The sequence below is a fragment of the Pseudomonas sp. R2-37-08W genome, from assembly GCF_003851705.1.
Taxonomy (GTDB): Bacteria; Pseudomonadota; Gammaproteobacteria; order Pseudomonadales; family Pseudomonadaceae; genus Aquipseudomonas.
Window position 1 is genome coordinate 5055564 of the sequence record NZ_CP027728.1, and the last position, 16885, is coordinate 5072448.

Here is a 16885-nt window from a genome sequence, read left to right on the forward strand (position 1 = left end):
GCGCCGCTTTCTGGTGTCGAACAACCCGGACACTGCACCGAAGAGGAATAGGCCACCCTTATTCAGTTCAAAAGTAGCCATGCACGAACAATATCAGCCCCGTGAAATAGAAAATGCCGCACAAACCTTCTGGGACGAGCAAAAGTCCTTTGAAGTCAGCGAACAGCCAGGCAAGGAGACTTTCTATTGCCTATCGATGTTCCCTTACCCCAGCGGCAAGCTACACATGGGGCACGTGCGTAACTACACCATCGGCGACGTGATTTCGCGCTACCAGCGCATGCTCGGCAAGAACGTCCTGCAACCCATGGGTTGGGATGCTTTCGGCATGCCGGCGGAAAACGCCGCGATGAAAAACAACGTAGCCCCCGCCAAGTGGACCTACGAAAACATCGCCTACATGAAGACCCAGCTGCGCAGCCTGGGCCTGGCGGTGGACTGGTCCCGCGAAGTGACCACCTGCAAGCCGGATTACTATCGCTGGGAACAATGGCTGTTCACGCGCCTGTTCGAAAAAGGCGTGATCTACAAAAAGAGCGGCACCGTGAACTGGGACCCGGTCGACCAGACCGTGCTGGCTAACGAACAGGTGATCGACGGCCGCGGCTGGCGTTCCGGCGCGCTGATCGAAAAGCGCGAAATCCCGATGTACTACTTCAAGATCACCGCCTACGCGGATGAACTCCTGTCGAGCCTCGACGACTTGCCGGGCTGGCCCGAACAGGTCAAGACCATGCAGCGCAACTGGATCGGCAAATCCAAGGGCATGGAAGTGCAGTTCCCGTACAACGTCGACTCGATCGGCGAAGCCGGCGCACTCAAGGTATTCACCACCCGCCCCGACACCCTGATGGGCGCAACTTACGTCGCCGTGGCCGCTGAACACCCGCTGGCCACCCAGGCCGCACAGAACAACCCTGAGCTGCAGGCGTTCATCGCCGAATGCAAAGGTGGCAGCGTGGCTGAAGCCGATGTCGCGACCCAGGAGAAAAAAGGCCTGCCGACCGGGCTGTTCGTCGAGCACCCGCTGACTGGCGAGAAGCTGCCGGTCTGGGTAGCCAACTATGTGCTGATGCACTACGGCGACGGCGCGGTCATGGCGGTGCCGGCTCACGACGAGCGCGATTTCGAATTCGCCACCAAATACAACCTGCCGATCAAGTCCGTGGTGCGCACCAGCGCGGGCGAGACCAACCCGGCCCCGTGGCAAGACGCCTACGGCGAGCACGGTACCCTGATCAATTCCGGCGAATTTGACGGCCTGGACTTCCAGGGCGCATTCGACGCGATCGAAGTCGCGCTGATCAAGAAAAACCTCGGCGCCTCGCGCACCCAGTTCCGCCTGCGCGACTGGGGCATCAGCCGCCAGCGCTACTGGGGCTGCCCGATCCCGATCATCCACTGCGAAAGCTGCGGTGACGTGCCGGTCCCGGAAGACCAGTTGCCGGTGGTCCTGCCCGAAGACGTGGTGCCGGACGGCGCCGGCTCGCCTCTGGCGCGCATGCCCGAGTTCTACGAATGCAGCTGCCCTAAATGCGGCGCGCCGGCCAAGCGTGAAACCGACACTATGGACACCTTCGTCGAGTCCTCGTGGTATTACGCCCGGTACGCCTCGCCGCACTATGAAGGTGGCCTGGTCGAGAAATCCGCAGCCGATCATTGGCTGCCGGTGGACCAGTACATCGGTGGCATCGAACACGCCATCCTGCACCTGCTGTACGCGCGCTTCTTCCACAAGCTGATGCGTGACGAAGGCCTGGTCAGCTCCGACGAGCCGTTCAAGAACCTGCTGACCCAGGGCATGGTAATCGCCGAGACCTACTATCGCCGCGAAGCCAATGGCGCCTACACCTGGTTCAACCCGGCGGACGTCGAACTCGAGCGTGACAGCAAAGCCAAGGTCATCAGCGCCAAGCTCAAATCCGACGGCCTGCCGGTGGAAATCGGCGGCACCGAGAAGATGGCCAAGTCGAAGAACAACGGCGTCGACCCACAATCGATGATCGATCAGTTCGGCGCCGACACCTGCCGCCTGTTCATGATGTTCGCCTCGCCGCCCGACATGAGCGCCGAATGGTCCGACTCCGGCGTAGAAGGCTCGCACCGCTTCCTCAAGCGCGTCTGGCGCCTGGCCCATGCCCACGTCAGCCAGGGCTTGCCGGGCAAGCTGGACGTCGCCGCCCTGAACGATGAGCAGAAGGCCATTCGCCGCAGCACCCACCTGGCTATCCGCCAGGCCAGCCAGGACGTAGGGCAGAACCACAAGTTCAACACCGCCATCGCCCAGGTGATGACGCTGATGAACGTGCTGGAAAAAGCCCCGCAGGCCACGGAACAGGATCGCGCATTGATCCACGAGGGCCTGGAAACGGTTACCCTGCTGCTCGCGCCGATCACGCCGCACATCAGCCACGAATTGTGGAACCGCCTGGGCCACAGCGGTGCCGTCATCGACGCCCGCTGGCCGGTGCAGGATGACAGCGCGCTGGTACAGGACACGCTGCAACTGGTGATTCAGGTCAACGGCAAACTGCGCGGCCAGATCGACATGCCGGCCAGCGCCAGTCGTGAAGAAGTCGAAGCGGCTGCACGCTGCAACGAGAACGTGCTGCGCTTTACCGAAGGCCTGACGATCCGCAAAGTGATCGTAGTGCCCGGAAAACTGGTCAATATCGTCGCCAGCTAAATCGGATCGGGCGCAGGGCTTGAGCCCTGCGCCGAACTAAACCTTCAGGGCCTCGATACGGCCCGCCTGGTTTCAAGGGGAGCAACAAACATGATCAAACGCAATCTGCTGGTAATGGGCCTGGCCGTTCTGTTGAGCGCGTGCGGCTTCCAGCTGCGCGGCACCGGCACCAACGAATTGTCGCTCAAGGAACTCGACGTCAGCGCACGCAATGCCTACGGCGAGACCGTGATTCAGCTGCGCCAGGCCCTGGAAAACAGCGGTGTGCGCGTCTATACCGGGGCCACCTACAAACTGGACCTGGTTGATGAGCGCGAAACCCAGCGCAACATCAGCTACGCCAGTGCGGGCCGCGCGTCGGATGTCGAGTTGACCACCACCGTCAACTTCGAAGTACAAGGCCGCGATCACTTGCCACTGATGGGTGACAAGATCCAGGTGCAGAAAGTCGTGAGCCACGACGGCAACAACCTGGTGGGTTCGGACTCCGAGACCCTTCAGGTGCGCAAGGAAATGCGTCGTGAGCTGGTCCAGCGCATGATGACTCGCCTGCAACTGCTGACCCCGGAAAAACTCGCGGAGCTGCAGCAAATCGCCGACAACAAGGCCAAGGCTGACGCCGATGCGCTGAAAGCCGCGCAAGAGTATGAAGACAACACGCCGAAACAGTCGCCTGTTGAAGTCCCTGTCGAGTAAGCCAAACGGGGCGCTCCTGGCGCCCCGTTCGCCCTGCCTATGAAACTCGCCCCCGCCCAACTCGCCAAACACCTGCAAGGTGGCCTCGCGCCTGTCTATATTGTCAGCGGCGATGACCCGTTGCTGTGCCAGGAAGCGGCCGACGCCATTCGCACGGCGGCGCGCCAGCAAGGTTTCGATGAACGCCAGGTGTTCAGTGCCGATGCCAGTTTCGACTGGGGCACGCTGCTGCAGGCAGGCGCGAGCATGTCGCTGTTTGCTGAAAAACGCCTGCTTGAGCTGCGCCTGCCCTCGGGCAAGCCGGGCGATAAGGGCGCGGCGGCGTTGATGGAATATTGCGCGCGCCCTGCTGAAGACACGGTGCTGCTGGTCAGCCTGCCCAAGCTCGACGGCAGTGCGCAGAAAACCAAATGGGGCAAGGCGCTGGTGGAAGGCCCACAGACCCAGTTCATCCAGATCTGGCCGGTGGACAGCAGCCAGCTGCCGCAATGGATTCGCCAGCGCCTGTCACAGTCCGGGCTGTCGGCCACGCAAGACGCCGTCGAGCTGATCGCCGCCAGGGTCGAGGGCAACCTGCTGGCCGCCGCCCAAGAGATCGAAAAGCTCAAGCTGATGGCGGAAGATGGGCAGATTACCGTCGAAACCGTGCAGGGCGCGGTGGCTGACAGTGCGCGGTTCGATGTCTTCGGGCTGGTGGACGCGATCCTCAACGGTGAACCGGCCCACGCCCTGCGCATGCTAGAAGGGCTGCGCGGCGAAGGTGTGGAACCGCCGGTGATTCTCTGGGCCCTGGCCCGGGAACTGCGGGTGCTGGCTAACATCGCTTTGCAATACAGCCAGGGCACCCCCCTGGACAAATGCTTCAGCCAAGCCCGACCGTCGGTGTGGGACAAGCGCAAACCCCTGATGAGCAAGGCCCTGCAACGGCACTCGGCGCAACGCTGGGCGCAACTGTTGCTGGAAGCGCAGCGCATTGATGCACAGATCAAAGGCCAGGCGGCCGGTTCGCCGTGGATGAGCCTGAGCCGTTTGTCACTGCTGATGGCCGGCCAGCGCCTGGCATTGCCTGCCGAATAACCCCCGCAAGAACACCAAAAACCCAATGTGGGAGGGGGCTTGCTCCCGATAGCGGTGTAACAGTCAAAAAATCCAGTGACTGACACTCCGTCATCGGGAGCAAGCCCCCTCCCACATTTTGTTTGTGTTTACAATTTTCAGGCTTTACAGCGCCGCAATATAGGCAGATTATTTTCGCCGCTCCACCCACCCGAACGAGAGAAAGATCATGAGCAAAAAGCCATCCAAGCATGGCCCGAACAAGGCCAAATCCATCATCGCCCAGCCCCTGTTCCGCAGCCGTCAAGAACGCGCCGGCAAGGGCAAAGGCAGCTACCGCCGCGAAGCCTTCCAGTCTAATAGCTGGGAGGCTTCTTACTTTCTGGCTGCCTGAAGGCAAGCGCCCCTCTGGCATGATAAGGTCTGCACTGGATTTGTAACCCCCTGGACCTGTGCATGCCCTCTAGTCTTTCCCGTCGTTGGCACCTTCGCCAATTGATCGCTGCCTCCAGCCTCATTCTGCTTGTCGCCTGCGCGGAAAAACCCACCGCCGCGGACGCTCAACCCCTGCCCACGCTCAAGACCGTACCGGCCGTGGCGCCTGCCGTCGTTGCGCCGCTGGCGGTAGACAACCTGAACATCCAACCGACCCAGACCTTCGCCGAATGGCAGGCCGGTTTCCGTGCGCAGGCCCTGCAAGCCGGAATCACCGCCGACGTCTTCGATAATGCCTTCGCCGGCGTCAGCCCGGACATGGCGGTGATTCGCGCCGACCGCAGCCAGCCGGAGTTTTCCCGGCCGGTGTGGGAATACCTCGACGGCGCGCTGTCGCCGCTGCGCGTGCGTAATGGCCAGGCGTTACTGGTCAAGTACGCCGATATCCTACAGCGCATCGAAGAGCGGTATGGCGTCGATCGCCAGGCACTGGTCTCGGTGTGGGGCATGGAAAGCAACTTCGGCCAGTTCCAGGGCAATAACTCGGTGATTCGCTCCCTCGCGACCCTGGCTTATGAGGGCCGTCGCCCGGCGTTCGCACAGGCGCAACTGCTGGCGGCGCTGCAGATCATCCAGCACGGCGATATTGCGGCCGACCAGATGAAAGGTTCCTGGGCCGGCGCAATGGGCCAGACCCAATTCATCCCCACCACCTACAACACCCATGCCGTGGATTTCGACGGCGACGGCCGCCGCGATATCTGGAACAGCCCCGGTGACGCCCTCGCGTCCACTGCCCATTACCTGCAAAGCTCCGGCTGGCAGAAAGGCCAGCCGTGGGGCGTTGAGGTGCAGCCACTGCCAACGGGCTTCGACTACTCCCTGGCCGATGGTGGCATCCGCAAGACCGTCGCCGAATGGCTGCAACTGGGCATCCAGCTGCCGCTTGGCGCAAGCCTGCCAGCCAATGTCGACCAACTGTCCGCCGCCCTGCTGTTGCCGGCCGGCTACCGTGGCCCGGCGTTTCTGGTTCTGGATAACTTCCGTGCGATCCTGAAGTACAACAACTCGTCGTCCTATGCACTGGCCGTTGGCCTGCTGTCGGAGCGATTTGGTGGCGGTGGTGTGATTCGCGGGAGCTGGCCGAAGGATGAGCTACCGCTGAGCCGCTCGCAACGCATCGACCTGCAGACGGCGCTCAGCGCCAAGGGCTACGACGCAGGCAATGCCGACGGGATCATCGGCGCCAACACACGCAAGGCGATTCGAACGGCGCAGCAAGCGCTGGGCTGGCCGGCGGATGGGTATCCGACGGTGAAGCTGCTGGAGTCACTGCAGGGCCGATAGATGTGCTCAAGGCAACTACCGCCATCGGGGGCAAGCCCCCTCCCACACTTGGAATGCATTTCAAAATGTGGGAGGGGGCTTGCCCCCGATTGCGGTTTAGGAACCGACGATCATTTACAGACTACATCCTGCTCCAACACCACCCGCTGCTCCCCCGCATCCAAACGCACCAAAGCCCCCATCGGTAACGTCAGATTCGGATCACAATGCCCGCTGCGCCAGCCGGACAGCACCGGAATGCACAGCGGTTCGAAGGTCTGTTTCAACAGTCTTTCCAGCCCCACCTGATCCACACCGGCCACATCCCCCACCAATACCCCCGCCACCTGGTCGAGTTTGCCCGCCAGGCGCAGGTGCGTCAGCAGACGGTCGATGCGATAGAGCGGCTCGTTGATGTCCTCGATAAACAGAATGATGCCTTCAGCGTCAATGTCGTAGGCGGTACCCATCACCGCCGCGATCATCGAGAGGTTGCCGCCCAACAAACGCCCGCAGGCGATGCCAGGCTCAATGGTGGTCAAGGGGTAGGCCACCGGGTGCGTCAGCAGGCTGCCGGCGCCAAGCTGGCCACGCAGCAGGCTGAACAGCGATGACTCGGTGGGGGGTTGCTTGCCACCGAGCAAGTCGGCATTGAGCATTGGCCCGTGGAAGGTGACGAAGCCCGCGTAGCGGTTGATCGCCAGGTGCAAGGCGGTGATGTCGCTGTAGCCGACGAAAGGCTTCGGGTGCGCGCGCAACAGGTCGAAGTCCAGCGCATCGAGCAAGCGTGGCGTGCCGTAGCCGCCGCGTAGGCAGAAAATGGCGTCGATTTCGGGGTCGGCGAAGGCAGCATGCAGGTCGTTGAGACGCACTTGATCACTGCCGGCCAGGTAGCCGTCGCGCTCATACACACCCGGGAAAATGCGCAGTTCGTAGCCACGGGCGCGCATCCATTGCCCAGCTTTTTCAACGTCCAGCGCGGCAGGGCCGGCGGGAGCGATCAGGCCGATGGTGCCTTCGAGGCGCAATGCAGGTACGGCGCTAGTCATGCACAATTCTCCTTAATATGACGCATAACGAAATGTGGGAGGGGGCTTGCTCCCGATGGCGATGTATCAGTCACTCGTGTATTGACTGTCACACCGCAATCGGGGGCAAGCCCCCTCCCACATTGGATCTGCGGTGGCGGGCAGATCTCCATTACCAAACTCTTTGTTAGGAAACCAGGCTCGCCTTGACCAGCTTGGCCTGCTCGTCAGCATGGTACGAAGAGCGCACCAACGGGCCGGAGGCTACGTTCTTGAAGCCCATCTTGTACCCTTCCTCGGCGAACCAGGCGAAGGTATCCGGGTGCACGAAACGCTGCACCGGCAGGTGGCTACGGGACGGTTGCAGGTACTGGCCCAGGGTCAGCATATCGATGTCGTGCTCGCGCATGCGCTTCATGACTTCGATGACTTCTTCGTCGGTTTCGCCCAGGCCCAGCATCAAGCCGGATTTGGTCGGAATGTGCGGCATCATCTGCTTGAACTTCTGCAGCAGGGTGAGCGACCACTGGTAATCCGAACCCGGACGCGCGGCCTTGTACAGGCGCGGAACGGTTTCCAGGTTGTGGTTGAACACATCCGGTGGCTCAGCGGCGGTGATCTGCAGCGCTACATCCATGCGGCCACGGTAGTCGGGCACCAGGGTTTCAAGCATGACGTTCGGCGACAGTTTGCGGATTTCGCGGATGCAATCGGCAAAGTGCTGAGCACCGCCGTCTCGCAAGTCGTCACGGTCGACCGAGGTGATCACCACATATTTGAGTTTCAGGTCGGCGATGGCGATAGCCAGGCTTTCCGGCTCGTTGACGTCCAGGGGCTTCGGACGGCCGTGGCCCACGTCGCAGAACGGGCAACGACGGGTGCAGATGTCACCCATGATCATGAAGGTGGCGGTGCCGCCGGAGAAGCATTCGCCCAGGTTTGGGCAAGAGGCCTCTTCGCACACGCTGTGCAACTTGTGTTTGCGCAGCAGGGCCTTGATACGGTCGACTTCCGGCGAGACCGGGATGCGCACGCGAATCCAGTCAGGCTTTTTCGGCAGTTCGGTGGTCGGGATGATCTTGACCGGGATGCGTGCAACCTTCTCGGCGCCGCGCAGCTTGACGCCGGCTTCCACCTTGGCACGCGGGGCCGGGACTGGACGCTCGGTAACGTCCAGCGTCGGGATCATGGTTTGCACAACATCAGTAGTCATATCAATCGATTCCGCCCGTCAGGGTCGTCTGCTCAGCATAGTCGAGGTGTTTGACGAGCTGCGCGCGCAGCCGGGCACTTACCTCGGCAAATTCTATGGGTGTTGCATGGTCGCTCAACTGGGTCATCGCAAGCCCAGCGTAGCCGCACGGGTTGATGCGCCGGAACGGGGCCAGGTCCATGTCCACATTCAGGGCCAGGCCATGAAAGGAACACCCGTGACGAATGCGCAAACCCAGGGAAGCGATTTTCGCGCCATCCACATACACACCCGGTGCATCAGGCTTGGCCGCAGCGGTCACGCCGTAACTGGCCAACAGCTCGATCAGGCAAGCTTCCATGCGGCTTACCAGGTCACGCACGCCAAACCCCAGCTTGCGCACATCCAGCAACAGATAAGCGACCAGTTGGCCAGGCCCATGGTAAGTCACTTGACCCCCTCGGTCGACCTGCACCACCGGAATATCCCCCGGAAGCAGCAGGTGCTCAGCCTTGCCGGCCTGGCCCTGGGTGAACACCGGTGGGTGTTCGACCAGCCAGATTTCATCCGCTGCCGAGCTGCCGCGCTCATTGGTGAAGCGTTGCATGGCGTGCCAGACCGGCTCGTAGGCCATCCGGCCGAGCTCGCGAAAGCCCAGGACCTGTGGCATCACAACACCATGTGCACGAAGCCGGTGGCCCGCAGTTCGCTGTTGATGTCGTAGAGCTGGTCTTGACCGATTGCAACGATGTGCAATTGGATCGTGGTGTATTTGCCTGTGGAGCTGGATCGCTCGTCCACACGCTGATCATTGATCGTCGCGTGCTTGCGCACAATCTCGAGGATCAAGTCTTTGCGGCCTACGCCGGTATCGCTGATTATCTTGATGGGGTAGTCCACCACCGGAAATTCGATCTTTGGCGCCTTTACTTCGGTATCGGTCATGGCGTAACGGCCTCGTAAGCGGTAAGCCGTGGCGACGGCAAAGCCCCGCGTCGGATCAACGCGGGGCTTTGCAGGTGCACACAATCAGTTGAACAAGCCGTAGAAGAATAGACGGATGCTATCCCACACGCGGCGGAAGATACCACCTTCGTCGACGGCATCCAGTGCGATCAGGTCGGCGCTGTGCACCACCTTGTCGTCCAGTTTGACTTCGACTTTACCGATCACGTCGCCCTTGGCGATTGGGGCAACCAATTGCGGGTTCATGGTCATGCTGGCAGCGAGCTTTTTCAGCTGGCCTTTAGGCATGGTCAGGGTCAGGTCATCAGCCAGGCCGGCCTTGACCTGGGAGGTTGCGCCCTTCCATACCGGCGCGGTCGCCAGCTCCGTACCCTTCTGGTAGAAGGTCTGGGTTTCGAAGAAGCGGAAGCCGTAAGTCAGCAGCTTTTGCGTCTCGGCCGCACGGGCCTGCTCGCTGTTGGTGCCGAATACCACGGCGATCAGGCGCTGGCCATCACGTACGGCGGACGACACCATGCAGTAGCCGGCTTCGTCGGTGTGGCCGGTTTTCAGGCCATCGACGGTCTTGTCGCGCCACAGCAACAGGTTGCGGTTAGGCTGCTTGATGTTGTTCCAGAAGAACTCTTTCTGGGAGTAGATGGCGTAGTGCACCGGGTCAACACGGATGATCGCACGGGCCAGGATCGCCATGTCGTGAGCCGACGAATAATGCTCTGGATTCGGCAGGCCGGTCGGGTTCATGAAGTGGCTGTTGGTCATGCCCAGGTCGCCGGCCGTCTTGTTCATCATATCGGCGAACGCGTCTTCGCTGCCGGCGATGTGCTCGGCCAAGGCGACGCTGGCGTCGTTACCGGACTGGATGATGATGCCGTGCAGCAGGTCGCTGACGGTGACTTGCGAGCCGACCTTGATGAACATCCGCGAACCACCGGTACGCCAGGCGTTTTCGCTGACGGTCACCGGGTCGTTTTCGCCGATCTGGCCGCGACGGATTTCCAGGGTCGCGATGTAGGCGGTCATCAGCTTGGTCAGGCTGGCTGGAGGCAGGCGCACGTCACCGCCGTTTTCGACCAGCACGTTGCCACTGGCGGCATCCATGAGGACCCAGGACTTTGCGGCCAGTTGCGGGGAAGCCGGCACCATCTCAACCGCCCAGGCGGCCGGGGTAATGATCAGCGAGATAAGCAGGCACGTACGTTTGGCTAAGGTGGTGATGTTCATCCGTCTCTCGAAATTGCTTATGGAAACTTGCCCTCGCGGGCAAAACTATTCAGACAGCCCGCTTCCAGACTGTCACGTGTTCGGTTGCCCGCTCACCCCTTGCCCCTGGGTTTTTATTGTTCAACGAGCCAACAACCAGGGCCCAGGCACCCGCCTGAACCTGCAGTCCTTTATTGCCTTATTCTGCGGTCACTACGCTGGGTTGCCCCAGGTTCGCCAGGCGTACGCTGTTCTGCACTTGCGCCACCTCGCTCGGCGAGCCGATCGGCCCCATGCGCACACGGTGCAGGGTTTGCTGGTTACGCACGATGGAGCTGATGAACACTGGCGCGCTGACCATGCCGCTGAGCTTGGACCTTAACAGTTCTGCCGCATCCGGGTTGGCGAAAGCGCCCACTTGCAGGTACTGCCCACCCACGGTGGAGGCACCGGGCGCGGCACGGGGTACGACGACCGTATCCGGAGCATGCTGCGCGGGCGGCGGCGTCCATTGTTCGATCTTGCCGGTCGACGCCGTTACTTGCGGTTGTGGGGTTTGCGGTTCGTTGAGCATCAACGGCGCCGGCTTGCCACGCTGGGCCCAGTACTGCGCCGGGTCGATGCCTTCGACCTTGACCCGTGCGGTACCGATTTCGGCGTAACCGAGTTTCTTTGCGGCGGCGTAGGACAAGTCGATGATCCGGTCCGAATAGAACGGCCCACGGTCATTGACCCGCAGGATCACCGTGCGGTTGTTGTCCAGGTTGGTCACGCGCACGTAGCTGGGCAGCGGCAGGGTCTTGTGGGCCGCGCTCATGCCGTACAGGTCATACACTTCGCCGTTGGCGGTGTTCTGGCCATGGAACTTGGTGCCGTACCAGGACGCCGTGCCGGACTGCACGTAGGTCTTGGAGTCCTGCAGCGGGAAGTAATTCTTGCCCAGCACGGTATAGGGGTTGGCCTTGTAAGGGCCGGAGTGCAAGGTGGGCGTGGCATCGGGGATCTTCGACACATCCACATCCCACCACGGCGCGCCATCTTTGTGCGCACGGTTGATATCCAGGCCCGGCTGGGCGCGAACCACCGCGCCGCCGGCCTTCTTGGCCGGCGCTCGGCTCGGCGTCGTGGAGCAACTGGCGATCAGCAGGGACAACGCGGCGAACGCCACCAGCTTGAGCGGTTTTTTGAACGGCGATACCCGCATTACTTGTTGCCCCGTGCTTGAACCAGCTCGTCTGACAGCTGATGCACGGCCATGGCGTACATCACACTGCGGTTATAACGCGTGATTGCGTAGAAATTCTTCAGGCCCATCCAGTATTCCGGGCCATTTTCACCTTCAAGGCGGAACGCCGTCACCGGCATGTCATCGCGTGGCGCATTCTGACTCGACCAGCCCAGCGCTCGCAACTCCCCGACGGTCTTCACCGGGTCGATACCCTGGGTCAGGCCTTCGTCGGCGCGTTCACCCGTCACATCGGCGCGGACGACCACCGGTTCACCGCCGACCCAGCCGTGACGCTTGAAATAGCTGGCCACGCTACCGATGGCATCGTCGGGGTTGCTCCAGATATTGATATGCCCGTCGCCGTCAAAGTCCACCGCGTAGGCGCGAAAGCTGCTCGGCATGAACTGCGGCAAGCCCATCGCCCCGGCGTACGAGCCCTTGAGAGTCATTGGGTCGACCTGTTCTTCGCGGGCCAGCAGCAGGAATTCGCGCAGCTCCTTGCGGAAGAACTCGGCGCGGGGCGGGTAATCGAAGCCCAGGGTCGACAACGCGTCGATCACCCGGTAACTGCCGGTATTGCGCCCGTAGAAGGTTTCAATGCCGATGATCGCGACGATGACCTGGGCCGGCACACCGTATTCCTGCTCGGCGCGGGCCAATATCGCCTCATGCTGGCGCCAGAAGTCCACGCCCCGCGCCACACGGGCGTCGGTGAGGAACATCGGGCGATATTCCTTCCACTGCTTCACGCGTTCGGCGGGGCGCGAGATGGCGTCGAGGATCGCCTGCTTTTTCTGGGCCTCGCGAAACACGCCCATCAGTTGTTCACCGGCGAAACCGTAGTCGCGGGTCATCTCACCGACAAATTCGGCGACCTGAGGTGAGCCATCGTAGTCACCGGCCTGCACCTCTTGCGTTGCGCCCAGCAGCCCAATCAGGCCCATCCAGGACGCATGCCGAGTTGCCCAGCCGCGCATTACTTGCATTGACATCTTCACCTTATTCAAACCTGTGCGATCCATTTGCGATGCGTATGAATCGACATCAAAACCCCAAACGCTGACAGCAATGTCACCAGCGAAGTTCCGCCGTAGCTAATGAATGGCAACGGCACACCTACCACCGGCAGCAGGCCACTGACCATACCGATGTTGACGAAAACATAAACAAAAAAAGTCATGGTCAGGCTGCCGGCCAGCAACTTGCCGAACAGCGTCTGCGCCTGCGCGGTAATCACCAGCCCGCGACCGATCAACAGCAAATAGATCAGCAGCAGCGCGCAAATGCCGACCAGGCCGAACTCTTCGCCCATCACCGCAATAATGAAGTCGGTGTGGCTTTCAGGCAAAAAGTCCAGGTGCGACTGGGTACCCAGCAACCAACCCTTGCCGAACACGCCGCCGGAACCGATCGCTGCCTTGGACTGGATGATGTTCCAGCCGGTACCCAGCGGGTCGCTCTCCGGGTCGAGGAACGTCAGGATCCGTTGCTTCTGGTAGTCGTGCATAAAGAAGAACCACATGGCCACGGCCACGGGCACGGCGGCGGCCAGCACGCTGAGAATCCAGCGCCAGCGCAAGCCACCCATGAACAGCACGAACGCGCCGCCCGCCAGGATCAGCAACGAGGTGCCGAGGTCCGGCTGGCGCACGATAAGAATGAACGGCACGCCGATCAGCACCAGGCTGATCCCCACATGTTTGAGCTGTGGCGGCAACGTGCGCTTGGACAGGTACCAGGCAATGGTGGCCGGCATGAGGATCTTCATGAATTCCGACGGCTGGAAGCGAATCACCCCTGGGATGTTGATCCAGCGGGTCGCACCCATGGCGTTGTGGCCCATCACGTCCACCACCACCAGCAGCAAAACCCCGGCGACATAACCGAGCGGCACCCAGCGCGCCATGAAGCGCGGCTCGAGCTGGGCGATCACCACCATCGACAACAGGCCCAGGCCGAACGAAGACGCTTGCTTGATCAGCAGGTCCCAGTTCTTGCCGCTGGCCGAATACAGCACGAACAGGCTGCCCGCCGCCAAGATCAGCAGCAGCACCAGCAGCGGGCCATCGATGTGCATGCGTTGCAGCAACGTCGCACGGCGACGCATCACATCCTCACTGGAGAGGATGCGGTCAAAATTACTCTTCACGGGCCGTAACCTCGGGGCTTGAAGGGGGGCCGCCATATTCGGGCTTGAGCTTGCCGTCGGCGGTCAGCAGCCAGGCGTCCATCACTTGACGCACCACCGGGGCCGCGACGCCGGAGCCGGACTCGCCATTCTCCACCATCACCGCCACCACGATTTTCGGGTCATCTGCCGGGGCGAAACCGACAAACAAGGCGTGGTCGCGGTGGCGTTCCTGAACCTTGGAGCGGTCGTACTTTTCACCCTGCTTGATCGCGACCACCTGGGCGGTACCACTCTTGCCGGCGATGCGGTACTGCGCACCGATCGCCGCCTTGCGTGCGGTGCCACGGGCGCCGTGCATGACCTGCTGCATACCGTGATTGACCTTGTTCCAGTCGGAAGGGTCGCGCAGCACGATGTCGGGGATCGGATTCTCATCCAGCGGTTTCTCGCCCTCAATGGTCCTAGCCAGGTGCGGACGATTCCAGATGCCCTTGTTCGCCACCAGCGCCGTCGCCTGGGCCAGTTGCAGCGGGGTGGCCTGCATATAACCCTGGCCAATGCCGAGGATCAGGGTTTCGCCGGGGAACCACGCCTGGCGGCGCGTCGCCCGCTTCCACTCCCGCGACGGCATCAGGCCTGGCGACTCTTCGAACATGTCCAGGGAGACTTTCTGACCGAGGCCGAACTTGCCCATGTAGGCCGACAGGCGATCAATACCCAGCTTGTGGGCCAGGTCATAAAAATAGGTGTCGTTGGAGCGCATGATCGCGGTATCCAGGTCGACATAACCGTCACCGGTGCGGTTCCAGTTACGGTATTTGTGATCGTAGTTGGGCAGCATGTAGTAGCCGGGGTCATAGACCCGACTCGACGCCGTGACCACACCCGAATCCAGGCCGGCAATCGCCACCGCCGGCTTGATGGTCGAACCCGGCGGGTACAGGCCGCGCAACACGCGGTTGAACAGCGGCCGGTCGATGGAATCGCGCAGCTCGGCATAGGCCCTGAAGCTGATGCCGGTCACGAACAGGTTGGGGTCGAAACTCGGCTGGCTGACCATGGCCAGCACTTCGCCGGTCTTCGGGTCCAGCGCCACCACCGCACCGCGACGGCCACCCAGCGCCATTTCGGCGGCTTCCTGCAACTTGATGTCCAGGCTCAGCACGATGTCTTTGCCCGGCAACGGATCAGTGCGCTTGAGCACGCGCAACACGCGGCCGCGGGCGTTGGTCTCGACCTCTTCGTAACCCACCTGGCCGTGCAGTTCGGGCTCGTAGAAACGCTCGATGCCGGTTTTGCCAATGTGATGGGTGCCGCTGTAATTGACCGGGTCGAGGGTTTTCAGCTCTTTCTCGTTGATGCGCCCCATATAACCGACCGAGTGCGCAAAGTGCGGCCCCTGAGGGTAATGCCGCACCAACTGCGCCACCACCTCCACGCCCGGCAAGCGGAACTGGTTCACCGCGATCCGTGCGATCTGCTCTTCGTTCAGCTCGAACAGAATCGGCACCGGCTCGAAAGGCCGGCGCCCCTGCTTCATGCGCTTCTCGAAGATGACTCGGTCTTCCGGCGTCAGCTGCAGCACCTCGACGATCACATCGAGCACCTGTTGCCAGTCGCCGGAACGCTCGCGGGTCATGCTCAGGCTGAAGCTGGGCCGGTTATCCGCGACCACCACGCCATTGCGGTCGAAAATCAGCCCACGGGTCGGCGGGATCGGCTGCACATGCACCCGATTGTTTTCCGACAAGGTGGAGTGATATTCGTACTGGATGACCTGCAGGTAATACAGGCGCGCGATCAGCACCCCGATCAGCGCCACCACCATGATCGCGCCAAATACCACGCGCGCACGTACCAGACGTGCGTCTTTCTCGTGGTCCTTGATGCGGATCGGCTGGGTCATCGGGAATGGCGCAGATTATTTGTGATAAGGATGCCCGGACAGAACTGTCCAGGCGCGATACAGCTGTTCACCGATCAGAATCCTTACCAACGGGTGCGGCAGCGTGAGCGCCGACAGCGACCAGCGCTGATCGGCCCGCGCACAGACTTCCGGCGCCAGCCCTTCGGGGCCGCCGACCATGAAGTTGACGGTACGCGAATCCAGGCGCCAGCGATCCAGCTCCACCGCCAACTGCTCGGTGCTCCAGGGCTTGCCGTGCACTTCGAGCGTAACGATGCGCTCGTTGGGCCCGACCTTGGCCAACATGGCTTCGCCTTCCTGACGGATAAAGCGCGCCACGTCGGCATTCTTGCCCCGGGTATTGAGCGGTATTTCCACCAGCTCCAGCGACAGCTCGGCAGGCAGACGCTTGGCGTACTCGTGCCAGCCCTCTTCCACCCACTTGGGCATGCGTGAACCGACAGCGATCAGACGCAGGCGCACAGCCGTTCCTTATTCCTGGTCTTTGTTGAGCTTGTCGAAGTGCGCGTGGCCCACTTCCGGGCTGTGGTGCTTGCCATCGGCGGCACGGCTCTGCTCGGCGCCTTTCCACAGACGCTCCAGATCATAGAACTGGCGGGCGTTGGAGGTCATCATGTGAACGATCACGTCGTCCATGTCCAGCAGCACCCAGTCGCTGTCGCCCTTGCCTTCTTCACCCAGCGGCTTCACGCCCTGGGCTTTGACCGCTTCGCGAACCTTGTCCAGCATCGCGCCGATCTGGCGGTTGGAGGTACCGGTGGCGATGATCATGAAGTCGGTGATGCTCTGCTTGTCGCGCACGTCGAGCACCTGGATGTCCTGGGCTTTCACGTCTTCCAGGGCAGCCACGGCAACTTTTACCAGCTCTTCGCCAGCCAGTTCCGGGCCAACGTGGGCTTCTACCGGCAGCGGCGCGCTCTTGAAGGTGCCTTTGCGCTTAACTTTGCTTACGTCTTTGTTCGTCATATAAAACTCGTTTTGCTCGTATGTTCGGGCGCTCGCTGCACGACGGTG

16 protein-coding genes are annotated in these 16885 nt (G+C 61.7%); 5 read left to right on the forward strand and 11 right to left on the reverse strand.

Annotated features, from left to right (window positions below):
- Positions 1-79: 79 nt before the first annotated feature.
- The 5 genes from leuS (at position 80) to C4J93_RS23340 (ending at position 6220) form a co-directional block, all read left to right on the forward strand.
- The gene (gene leuS, locus C4J93_RS23320) at positions 80-2686 is read left to right on the forward strand and encodes a leucine--tRNA ligase (protein ID WP_124371967.1); all 2607 of its coding nucleotides are present in this window, start codon (positions 80-82) and stop codon (positions 2684-2686) included.
- A gap of 90 nt (positions 2687-2776) precedes the next feature.
- Complete coding sequence (lptE, locus tag C4J93_RS23325; protein ID WP_124371968.1) at positions 2777-3382, forward strand: LPS assembly lipoprotein LptE; 606 nt, start codon at positions 2777-2779, stop codon at positions 3380-3382.
- A gap of 39 nt (positions 3383-3421) precedes the next feature.
- The gene (holA, locus tag C4J93_RS23330) at positions 3422-4459 is read left to right on the forward strand and encodes a DNA polymerase III subunit delta (RefSeq protein WP_124371969.1); all 1038 of its coding nucleotides are present in this window, start codon (positions 3422-3424) and stop codon (positions 4457-4459) included.
- Positions 4460-4667: 208 nt separating this feature from the next.
- Entirely contained in the window at positions 4668-4832 is a 165-nt protein-coding gene (arfA, locus tag C4J93_RS23335) for an alternative ribosome rescue factor ArfA (protein WP_003176285.1), read from the forward strand.
- 62 nt (positions 4833-4894) lie between these two features.
- Positions 4895-6220 (forward strand): lytic murein transglycosylase, encoded by a 1326-nt coding sequence (locus C4J93_RS23340; RefSeq protein ID WP_124371970.1) that lies wholly within the window; start codon positions 4895-4897, stop codon positions 6218-6220.
- A gap of 110 nt (positions 6221-6330) precedes the next feature.
- On the opposite strand, the gene C4J93_RS23345 is transcribed toward C4J93_RS23340, so the two are convergent.
- The 11 genes from C4J93_RS23345 to rsfS all read right to left on the reverse strand — a co-directional run bounded on the left by C4J93_RS23345 (position 6331) and on the right by rsfS (position 16837).
- Positions 6331-7248 carry an LD-carboxypeptidase gene (locus tag C4J93_RS23345; RefSeq protein WP_124371971.1) on the reverse strand — a complete coding sequence of 306 codons (918 nt, stop codon included), beginning with the start codon at positions 7246-7248 and terminating at the stop codon, positions 6331-6333.
- A gap of 166 nt (positions 7249-7414) precedes the next feature.
- Positions 7415-8416, reverse strand: a complete 1002-nt coding sequence (lipA, locus tag C4J93_RS23350) for a lipoyl synthase (protein ID WP_164485302.1) — start codon at positions 8414-8416, stop codon at positions 7415-7417.
- A 25-nt stretch (positions 8417-8441) separates the two neighbouring features.
- Entirely contained in the window at positions 8442-9089 is a 648-nt protein-coding gene (gene lipB / locus C4J93_RS23355) for a lipoyl(octanoyl) transferase LipB (RefSeq protein ID WP_124368475.1), read from the reverse strand.
- Positions 9089-9364 carry a DUF493 domain-containing protein gene (locus tag C4J93_RS23360; protein WP_048724650.1) on the reverse strand — a complete coding sequence of 92 codons (276 nt, stop codon included), beginning with the start codon at positions 9362-9364 and terminating at the stop codon, positions 9089-9091. The genes lipB and C4J93_RS23360 overlap by 1 nt, the downstream gene beginning before the upstream one ends.
- Positions 9365-9448: 84 nt before the next feature.
- Positions 9449-10606: a D-alanyl-D-alanine carboxypeptidase family protein gene (locus C4J93_RS23365; protein WP_124371973.1), complete on the reverse strand. Its 1158-nt coding sequence runs from the start codon at positions 10604-10606 to the stop codon at positions 9449-9451.
- Positions 10607-10784: 178 nt separating this feature from the next.
- A complete protein-coding gene (locus C4J93_RS23370; RefSeq protein WP_124371974.1) occupies positions 10785-11789 on the reverse strand; it encodes a septal ring lytic transglycosylase RlpA family protein in 1005 nt (334 codons plus the stop codon).
- On the reverse strand, positions 11789-12799 hold the full coding sequence (gene mltB / locus C4J93_RS23375) for a lytic murein transglycosylase B (protein WP_124371975.1): 1011 nt from the start codon (positions 12797-12799) through the stop codon (positions 11789-11791). The genes C4J93_RS23370 and mltB overlap by 1 nt, the downstream gene beginning before the upstream one ends.
- Before the next feature lie 17 nt (positions 12800-12816).
- Positions 12817-13920, reverse strand: a complete 1104-nt coding sequence (gene rodA / locus C4J93_RS23380) for a rod shape-determining protein RodA (protein ID WP_065952056.1) — start codon at positions 13918-13920, stop codon at positions 12817-12819.
- A gap of 31 nt (positions 13921-13951) precedes the next feature.
- Entirely contained in the window at positions 13952-15850 is a 1899-nt protein-coding gene (gene mrdA / locus C4J93_RS23385) for a penicillin-binding protein 2 (protein WP_124371976.1), read from the reverse strand.
- 15 nt (positions 15851-15865) lie between these two features.
- Positions 15866-16333 (reverse strand): 23S rRNA (pseudouridine(1915)-N(3))-methyltransferase RlmH, encoded by a 468-nt coding sequence (gene rlmH / locus C4J93_RS23390; RefSeq protein ID WP_003176297.1) that lies wholly within the window; start codon positions 16331-16333, stop codon positions 15866-15868.
- Positions 16334-16342: 9 nt separating this feature from the next.
- A complete protein-coding gene (gene rsfS, locus C4J93_RS23395; RefSeq protein ID WP_003176298.1) occupies positions 16343-16837 on the reverse strand; it encodes a ribosome silencing factor in 495 nt (164 codons plus the stop codon).
- Between the last annotated feature and the right edge of the window lie 48 nt (positions 16838-16885).

What these genes read in the sequence shown, in the direction of transcription:
- leuS (WP_124371967.1), top strand. Translation starts at nt 80, where the DNA reads ATGCACGAACAATATCAGCCCCGTGAAATAGAAAATGCCGCACAAACC.
- lptE (WP_124371968.1), top strand. Translation starts at nt 2,777, where the DNA reads ATGATCAAACGCAATCTGCTGGTAATGGGCCTGGCCGTTCTGTTGAGC.
- holA (WP_124371969.1), top strand. Translation starts at nt 3,422, where the DNA reads ATGAAACTCGCCCCCGCCCAACTCGCCAAACACCTGCAAGGTGGCCTC.
- arfA (WP_003176285.1), top strand. Translation starts at nt 4,668, where the DNA reads ATGAGCAAAAAGCCATCCAAGCATGGCCCGAACAAGGCCAAATCCATC.
- C4J93_RS23340 (WP_124371970.1), top strand. Translation starts at nt 4,895, where the DNA reads ATGCCCTCTAGTCTTTCCCGTCGTTGGCACCTTCGCCAATTGATCGCT.
- C4J93_RS23345 (WP_124371971.1), bottom strand. Translation starts at nt 7,248, where the DNA reads ATGACTAGCGCCGTACCTGCATTGCGCCTCGAAGGCACCATCGGCCTG.
- lipA (WP_164485302.1), bottom strand. Translation starts at nt 8,416, where the DNA reads ATGATCCCGACGCTGGACGTTACCGAGCGTCCAGTCCCGGCCCCGCGT.
- lipB (WP_124368475.1), bottom strand. Translation starts at nt 9,089, where the DNA reads ATGCCACAGGTCCTGGGCTTTCGCGAGCTCGGCCGGATGGCCTACGAG.
- C4J93_RS23360 (WP_048724650.1), bottom strand. Translation starts at nt 9,364, where the DNA reads ATGACCGATACCGAAGTAAAGGCGCCAAAGATCGAATTTCCGGTGGTG.
- C4J93_RS23365 (WP_124371973.1), bottom strand. Translation starts at nt 10,606, where the DNA reads ATGAACATCACCACCTTAGCCAAACGTACGTGCCTGCTTATCTCGCTG.
- C4J93_RS23370 (WP_124371974.1), bottom strand. Translation starts at nt 11,789, where the DNA reads ATGCGGGTATCGCCGTTCAAAAAACCGCTCAAGCTGGTGGCGTTCGCC.
- mltB (WP_124371975.1), bottom strand. Translation starts at nt 12,799, where the DNA reads ATGCAAGTAATGCGCGGCTGGGCAACTCGGCATGCGTCCTGGATGGGC.
- rodA (WP_065952056.1), bottom strand. Translation starts at nt 13,920, where the DNA reads ATGCGTCGCCGTGCGACGTTGCTGCAACGCATGCACATCGATGGCCCG.
- mrdA (WP_124371976.1), bottom strand. Translation starts at nt 15,850, where the DNA reads ATGACCCAGCCGATCCGCATCAAGGACCACGAGAAAGACGCACGTCTG.
- rsfS (WP_003176298.1), bottom strand. Translation starts at nt 16,837, where the DNA reads ATGACGAACAAAGACGTAAGCAAAGTTAAGCGCAAAGGCACCTTCAAG.